Here is a 7,632-nt window from a genome sequence, read left to right as displayed (position 1 = left end):
AACGAACATCATCTGGTTGCCACCGGCTTCGTTGGTGAAGAAGTGGAAGCCCAGATACCGGTCGAGCGTCAGCATCGCCAGCGTCGCGGTCAGGATGGGAAAGGCCGCGACGATCAGCAGGTTCGTCGCCAGCGACGTCCAGCAGAACATCGGCATCCGGGTATAGCCCATGCCCGGCGCACGCATCTTCAGGATGGTGGTCACGAGGTTGACGCCCGACAACAAGGTGCCGACGCCCGATATCTGTAACGCCCACAGATAATAATCGACACCGACGCCCGGCGAGAACCGCAGCTCGCTGAGCGGCGGATAGACGACCCAACCCGTCTTCGCGAACTCGCCGACCACCAGGCTTATGTTGACCAGCAACGCGCCCGATGCGGTAAGCCAGAAGCTGACCGAGTTGAGCGTCGGGAACGCGACGTCGCGGATGCCGAGTTGCAGCGGCACGGCAAAGTTCATCAGCCCGATCATGAACGGCATCGCCACGAAGAAGATCATGATCGTGCCGTGCGCGGAAAACACCTGATCGTAATGATCGGGCGGCAGATAGCCGTTGTTTCCCATCGCGATCGCCTGTTGCGACCGCATCAGCAGCGCATCGGAGAAGCCGCGCAGCAACATTACGAGGGCCAGCACGCAATACATGATGCCGATCTTCTTGTGATCGACCGACGTGATATATTCGCGCCAGAGATACGGGAAATGCCCCGCCCGCCAAATCCAGAACAATACGCTGCAGATGACGAGCGCGACGACCCCCGAGGCGACCATCGGGATCGGTTCGTCGAGCGGGATCGCGTTCCAGCCGAGCTTGCCGAAAAAGGTCATTGCAGCCTCCCGTCGACCGCGTTCCTGGTCGACAACGTGCCCGAATTGCGCACCACGGCCTCGAACAGCTTCGGTGCGACGGTGCGGTAGGTATAGGGTTTCACGTCGACGCTGTCCCGGTCGAGCGCGACGAAGCCGCGCTTGTCGAGCACCGGTCCCGCGGTCCTCGTGCCAGCGACCCATGCCCCGAACTGCGTCGGCGTCACCGAATGGACGACGAATTGCATGTCGGGGAACCCCTTGCCGCTGTAATGGACCGACCGCCCGAGATAGCGACCGGGATGATCCGCCATCAGGTTCAGGCGGGTCGTCATGCCGGACATCGCGTAGATCTGGCTGCCGAGTTGCGGCACCAGGAAGCTGTTCATGACGGTCGCGGAAGTAATGCGGAAACTGACCGGGGTGCCGGCCGGTATGACCAGTCGATTGACGCTCGCGATGCCCTGGTCGGGGTAGATGAACAGCCATTTCCAATCGAGCGCGACGACATCGACGTTGATCGCCTTGTTCATCGAGCGGAGCGGCTTCGGCGGATCGAGCTCGTGGCTGCCGACCCAGGCCACGCCGCCGAGGAACATGACGACCAGCGCGGGGATCGACCACACCAGCAGTTCCAGCCGGCCCGAATAGGCGAAGTCGGGAAGCCGTTTCGCCTTTTCATTGCCGGCGCGGAACCACCACGCGAAGGCAATGGTGAGACAGATGACGGGGATGATGATCGCCAGCATGATCGCGAGCGAATCGAACAGGATCAGCCGCTCGCCCGCCGCGACCGGGCCCGCGGGAGCGAGAATACCCGGAACGCAGCCGCCCAGTCCCAGAGTGGCGAAGGACGCCGTCGCGCGCCGCACGCGGCCGGGAAGAACATTGCTGATCATTCTGCAGGCGGAGCGTCCCTGGAACGAACTGGTTCCATCAGGTCGCGCGGGTCGCAGTCCAGATGACGTGTCGCGGCCCCTTGCCGTTCGACCGCGCGCGCACCTGATGCTCGACGACGCCCAGCCCCGCCCCGCGCAACCGGTTCGCGAACGCCTTGTCGGGCGCGGCGGACCAGATCGCGAGCACGCCGTCGGGCACCAGTGCAGCGCGGGCACGGGCGATGCCGGCCACGCCGTATAATCGGTCGTTACCGGGCATGGTGAGCCCGTCGGGGCCGTTGTCGACGTCGAGCAGGATCGCATTCCAACCGCCGATCGCGATGGCGTCGGCTACGTCGCCGACCCGGATCGTGACGCGCGGATCGTCGAGACTATCACCGAACAGTGATGCCATCGGTCCACGCGCCCATGCGACGATCGCCGGTACGATCTCGGCAACGACGATCTCCGCATCCTCGCCAAGTACCCCGAGCAGCGCACGAAGCGTGAAGCCCATTCCAAGTCCGCCGACGAGCACCCGCGGCCGGGGGTGCGCGACGAGCGACGTACAGCCGATCGTCGCCAACGCCTCCTCCGATCCGCTCATCCGGCTGTTCATCAGATCGCTCATCCCCAGCATGATCGCGAAATCCCGGCCATGCTGGAACAGACGCAGCGTCGCGCCATCCGGGATTTGCGCGGTGTCGAGGAGGATGCGGGGGATCATCCCGGGGGTGTTAGGCGGGTTTGGTGAAGGGCGAAACACCCGTTCCCCCGCCCCTTTCCCGTCGTCCCCGCGGAATCGGGGATGACGGAGCGTGGGCGCGCTACGACGAACGCCCTACCACCCCACTCGCACGCTGGCCCCCACCGCCGCATCGATCCGCGGCAACACCACATCGCGCCCGTCCAGCAACACCCGTGTCGTCGCGCCGTCCTGCGCGACCACCACGCCGGTCAGCGACCGCGTCGGCAGCATCGCGCCGGCCGGACCGGCACCCGTCACCCGGCCATCCTCGAGCCGAACGACGACATCGCCCAGCAACCGCGCCTCGTCCGCGCTATGCGTGACATAGACCATCGGCAGCGCGAAGCGGCGCTTCAGATCCTGCACGAACGCCAGCACCGCGCCGCGTCGATCCGAATCCAGCGCGGAGACGGGTTCGTCGAGCAGCAGCAGATCCGGCTGGCTCAGCATGGCGCGACCGATCGCGACCCGCTGCCGCTCGCCCCCCGAGAGATCGTGAGGGCGTCGGTCGAGCAAATGACGGATCGCGAGCACGTCGATCATCTCGTCGAACCCGATCCGCTTCTCCGCCCGCGTCCGCCGCCAGCCATAGAGCAGGTTGCGGCGCACGGGCATGTGCGGGAACAGCCGTGCCTCCTGGTGGACGATCCCGATCCGCCGTCGCTCCGCCGGAAGGGACTTGCGCACCGCGGTGTCGGTCAGCACGCGTTCGCCGAGCGCGATTCGCGCGTTCGCGGGTCGCGACAGGCCGGCGATGGCGGCCAGCGTCGCCGACTTGCCCGCGCCCGACGGCCCGAACAACACGGTGATCCCGTCGCCGGGCCCGTCGAACGCGACGTCGAGCTCGAACCGGCCGAACGTCGTTCGAATGGCGACGGACAGCATCTAGGACATCGCCCCATCTGTCCGATCCGTTCTCGTTTTCCTGCGAAAGGAGGAACCCGGGGTAATGATCGTCACCCCTCCTGGCCCCGAGATCCTGCATTCGCAGGAGAGCGGATCGACTGGATCGAACAAGTCCTACCGCCCCGCCGCGCGCTTGCCCGCGCGCAGCAGGACCTCGGACAGCAGCAACGCGACCAGCGCGGCGGCGAAGGATACCAGCGACAGCCGCATCGCGGTCGCCTCGCCCCCCGGAACCTGCAGCGCGGCATAGATGGCGAGCGGCAGCGTTTGCGTCTCGCCGGGAATGTTTGCGGCGAAGGTGATGACCGCGCCGAATTCGCCAAGCGCGGCGGCGAAACCGATGACCGCGCCGGCGATCAACCCGGGCAGCGCGATCGGCAGCGTGATCGTGAACGCGCGGTCGATCGGCCCCGCGCCGAGGCTGCGCGCCGCCTCTTCCAGTTTCGGGTCGACACCCTCGATCGCGAGGCGAACCGCGCGAAGCATGAGCGGGAACGCGCAGACCCCCGCGGCCAGCGATGCGCCGGCCGAGGTGAAGACCAGCCGATACCCGAAATGCCGATCGAGCCACCCGCCGATCGGCCCGTGCGTGCCGAAGAGCAGGAGCAGCGCGAACCCGACGACCACCGGCGGCAGGATCAGCGGCGCGTGGAGCACCGCGTCGAGCAACGTCCGCCCCGGAAACCGGTACCGCGCGAGCAGCCATGCACAGGCCAGCGCGGTCACCAACCCCCAGACCGTCGCGCGACCCGCCACGACCAGGCTCAGCCGCAGCGCCTCCCAGATGTCGGGCGTCATCGCGGGGTCGACGGCGTTCTATCGGCCAATCGGTTGGAACTTGTATTTCGCATAGATCGCCCGCGCCGCCGGTCCGGTGGCGAAGCGGTAGAAGTCCGCTGACCCCGGTGCCGCCGTCTTCGTGATCGCGACCGGATAGACGATCGGCGCATGGCTCGCTTCGGGGAAGAAGCCGACGATCCGTACCCCGGGTTCGATCGCGGCGTCAGTTTCGTAGACGATGCCGAGCGGTGCCTCGCCATGCGCGACATAGGTCAGCGCGGTCCGGACGTTATCGGCACGCACCAGCCGATCGGCGACCGTCGGCCAGACTCCGAGGCTCGTCAGCGCCGCCCGCGCATAGCGCCCCGCGGGCACCGAATCGGGATCGCCCGTGGACAGCCGACCCTTGGCACCAAGCGCGGCGGCGAGCGCGAAACCGGGCTTGATCGTCAGCCGAACGGTGCTTGCGGCGGGCGCGATCAGCGCGAGGCGACCACGCAGCAGATCGCGCCTGGTCGAAGGATCGATCAGCCCGCGCGTCTGGACATAGTCCATCCATTCGGTGTCGGCAGAAAAGAACAGGTCCGCCTTCGCCCCCGCTTCGATCTGCCGCGCGATCACGCCACTGGACGCGAACGAGAAACGCACCGGCTGACCGGTCTTGGCGGTGTATGCCTTGCCGATTTCGGTCAGCGCATTGGTCAGCGATGCCGCAGCGAACACCGTCAGCGGCGGCTGCGTCTGTGCTGCAGCCGGTGTCGCCGCCGGCATCGGCATTGCGGCGATCGCCATCAGCCAGCCAAGGATCGCCCGGCGCGTCGCAAATGTCATCGCAATATCCCCGAAAGCGCTATATCCGACCGAATATCGAGGGCAGCACGAACCGGCAACCGCGCCGACGTCTTTATTTCGGTAATTTCAGCTGCGCGGCAGCCAGTCGGTCGCGACGACCGAATAGCGATCGACGAAACCGGTGGCGGCGATCAGCGCGGGTTCGTCGATCAGCCGCACGCGCTTGCCCATGCGCGCGATCATCCCGCGCCGTTCCATTTCGCGGAGCGTACGGTTGACGTGCACCTTGGTCAGCCCGGTCGCATCGCCGATATCCGCCTGCGTCAGCGGCATCTCGAACGAGTCGACGATCCCACCAGCGGTCACGCGCAGCCGTGCGACCATGTCGAGCAGCAACGTCGTCACCCGGTCGATCGCGTTCATCCGCCCGACCGACGTCAGCCGGTCCGCCATTGCGACGCTTTCCGCCGCCGCGATCGCGTAGAGCAGACCGCCCAGCCGCCGCTCGGTCGCGAACAACTGGCCGAGTGCGATCTTGGGCACCTCCGCCACGGTGCAGTCAACGATCGCGGTCAGCGTCGTCGCGGATTGCGACCAGGCGATGCTCGACACGCCCATCAGGTCGCCGGCATAATGGAAGCGCACGATCTGCCGCCCGCCCATCGCCAACAGCGCTGATGAATGCAGCCAGCCATGTTCGACGACATACATCGCGTCGTTCTGGCCGCCTTCCTGCATCAACGTATCGCCCGGGGCGAGTCGCCGCGACGGGGCCTGCATCGCCTCGACCGCGGCACGCTCGTCGTCGGTGAGGTCGAGATAGCGCCCCAAGCGATTCAGCAGCGCGCCTCCACCCAGGCTGAAATGTTCGACATAGTTCATTTATTCAGTCTGCCACGCGGTTGCGCCGGGGACAATGCCGCACGCGGGGCCACGCGCGGGGGCCATACACGGGACAAACGCGGGCTCGACAATCGCGCATCCACGGTGGCAAGCGTCGGCGAGGAGAGGTGCCATGGCGCAATACGGCGATTACCAGACCGCGATCTACGGCGCGGGGCTGTCGGGGGTGGTGCCGAACATCCCGGTCGACTCGGCAACGCTGGAGCGGCGAGCGATGGCGGCGATGCCGCCCTCGCTCCTGACCTATGTCCAGGGCGGGTGCGGCGACGAGACGACGCAGGATCGCAACGTCTCCGCCTTCGGTCATTGGGGCATGGTGCCGCGGATGCTGGTCGACACCACGCGCCGCGACCTGTCGATCGAGTTGTTCGGCCGCACGCTGCCGAGCCCGATCTTCATGGCACCGATCGGCGTGACGGGGATGTGCACGCAGGACGGGCACGGCGACATCGCCGCGGCGCGGGCCTCGGCAATGACCGGCGTGCCGCTGACCGCCTCCACGCTGTCGAACGATCCGCTGGAAGAGGTCGCGAAGGCGAAGGACGATACCCCCGGCTGGTTCCAGCTCTACACCCCGCGCAATCCGGACGTCGCCGCCAGTCTGATATCGCGGGCGGAGGCGGCGGGGTATGAGGCGATCGTCGTGACGCTCGACACCTGGGTGACCGGCTGGCGACCGCGCGATCTCAACACCGGCAATTTCCCGCAATTGCGCGGCCATGTGCTGGAGAATTATTTCAGCGATCCGGTCTTCCGGAAGCTGCTCGCCAAGCCCCCGCGCGACGATCTGCGCGCCGCGATCGGCGCATGGGGATCAATCTTCGGCAAGGTGCTGACCTGGGACGACATTACCTGGTTTCGCTCGCTGACCACATTGCCGCTGGTGCTGAAGGGGATCTGTCACCCGGACGACGCGCGCCGGGCCGCGGATGCCGGCGTCGATGCGATCTATTGTTCGAACCACGGCGGTCGGCAGGCGAATGGCGGGATCGCCGCGATCGACATGCTGGCGGGCGTCGTCGCGGGTGCCGGCGAGGTACCGGTGCTGTTCGACTCGGGCGTTCGATCGGGCACCGATGTCGTGAAGGCGCTGGCGATGGGCGCGCGTGCGGTCGGGATCGGGCGGCCCTATTGCTACGGCCTCGCGCTCGGCGGTGCGGAGGGCGCGGCGCACGTGCTTCGCTGCATCCTCGCGGAGGCGGATCTGCTGATGGCGGTGAACGGCTGGCCGACGATCGCCGATGTGCGGGCAGCGGGAGTGATGCGGGTTTAGCTTCACCCGTCACCCCGGACTTGATCCGGGGTCCATCGTGCCGCGAAAACCCCAGGCGTGAGAATGCGCGGCACGATGGATGCCGGATCAAGTCCGGCATGACGGAGGAGGAAGGCGATCAGCACAGGCTTCGCGACCGCCCCCTTGCTCCCCCGCACCCCAAAGGCCATGCGCCACCGGTGAACCGCCCGCTCCTTCCCCTCGCATTGCTCGCCGCTGCGCTACCAACCGCAGGAACCGCGCAAACCGCCCCCGACCCAACCCCCATACCCGACATCGTCGTCCTCGGCCGCGGGCTGGACCTCCCCCCCGGCACCCCCGCCTACGGCACGACGATCATCGGCCGCGACCGGCTGAAGGGCGATGCATCGGGCCGGGTGGAGGACGTGCTGTCCGACGTGGCCGGCCTCGCGCAGTTCCGCCGATCGGACAGCCGCTCGGCCAACCCGTCGGCGCAGGGGATCACGCTCCGCTCGCTTGGCGGCAATGCGACCAGCCGGACGCTGGTCCTATTCGACGGCATACCGATCGCGGACCCGTTC

9 protein-coding genes are annotated in these 7,632 nt (G+C 67.1%); 2 read left to right on the top strand and 7 right to left on the bottom strand.

The features are described 5' to 3' along the window. From ACFE7D_RS13335 to ACFE7D_RS13305, 7 genes are all read right to left on the bottom strand, one after another. A partial coding sequence (locus ACFE7D_RS13335; RefSeq protein WP_375395903.1) for a cbb3-type cytochrome c oxidase subunit I occupies positions 1 to 831 on the bottom strand: 831 nt, incomplete at its 3' end. Continuing rightward, complete coding sequence (cyoA, locus tag ACFE7D_RS13330) at positions 828 to 1,709, bottom strand: ubiquinol oxidase subunit II (protein ID WP_375395902.1); 882 nt, start codon at positions 1,707 to 1,709, stop codon at positions 828 to 830. The genes cyoA and ACFE7D_RS13335, both read right to left, overlap by 4 nt. Before the next feature lie 37 nt (positions 1,710 to 1,746). After that, positions 1,747 to 2,415: a spermidine synthase gene (locus ACFE7D_RS13325; RefSeq protein ID WP_375395901.1), complete on the bottom strand. Its 669-nt coding sequence runs from the start codon at positions 2,413 to 2,415 to the stop codon at positions 1,747 to 1,749. 114 nt (positions 2,416 to 2,529) lie between these two features. Continuing rightward, entirely contained in the window at positions 2,530 to 3,321 is a 792-nt protein-coding gene (gene modC, locus ACFE7D_RS13320; RefSeq protein ID WP_375395900.1) for a molybdenum ABC transporter ATP-binding protein, read from the bottom strand. 135 nt (positions 3,322 to 3,456) lie between these two features. Further along, positions 3,457 to 4,140 (bottom strand): molybdate ABC transporter permease subunit, encoded by a 684-nt coding sequence (modB, locus tag ACFE7D_RS13315; RefSeq protein WP_375395899.1) that lies wholly within the window; start codon positions 4,138 to 4,140, stop codon positions 3,457 to 3,459. 18 nt (positions 4,141 to 4,158) lie between these two features. Next, positions 4,159 to 4,953 carry a molybdate ABC transporter substrate-binding protein gene (modA, locus tag ACFE7D_RS13310; protein WP_375395898.1) on the bottom strand — a complete coding sequence of 265 codons (795 nt, stop codon included), beginning with the start codon at positions 4,951 to 4,953 and terminating at the stop codon, positions 4,159 to 4,161. Positions 4,954 to 5,040: 87 nt separating this feature from the next. Further along, positions 5,041 to 5,796 carry a Crp/Fnr family transcriptional regulator gene (locus tag ACFE7D_RS13305; protein WP_375395897.1) on the bottom strand — a complete coding sequence of 252 codons (756 nt, stop codon included), beginning with the start codon at positions 5,794 to 5,796 and terminating at the stop codon, positions 5,041 to 5,043. Between the two features lie 133 nt (positions 5,797 to 5,929). Between ACFE7D_RS13305 and ACFE7D_RS13300 the strand changes: the two genes are divergently transcribed. Both ACFE7D_RS13300 and ACFE7D_RS13295 read left to right on the top strand, forming a co-directional pair. Beyond that, the gene (locus tag ACFE7D_RS13300; protein ID WP_375395896.1) at positions 5,930 to 7,090 is read left to right on the top strand and encodes an alpha-hydroxy-acid oxidizing protein; all 1,161 of its coding nucleotides are present in this window, start codon (positions 5,930 to 5,932) and stop codon (positions 7,088 to 7,090) included. Between the two features lie 179 nt (positions 7,091 to 7,269). Continuing rightward, the coding region (locus ACFE7D_RS13295) for a TonB-dependent receptor plug domain-containing protein (protein WP_375395895.1) at positions 7,270 to 7,632 on the top strand (363 nt) is incomplete at its 3' end.

It is taken from the genome of uncultured Sphingomonas sp., assembly GCF_964244235.1.
Lineage (GTDB): Bacteria > Pseudomonadota > Alphaproteobacteria > Sphingomonadales > Sphingomonadaceae > Sphingomonas.
Note: the sequence above shows the minus strand (reverse complement) of the source record. Positions and strands in the feature narration are given on the sequence as shown.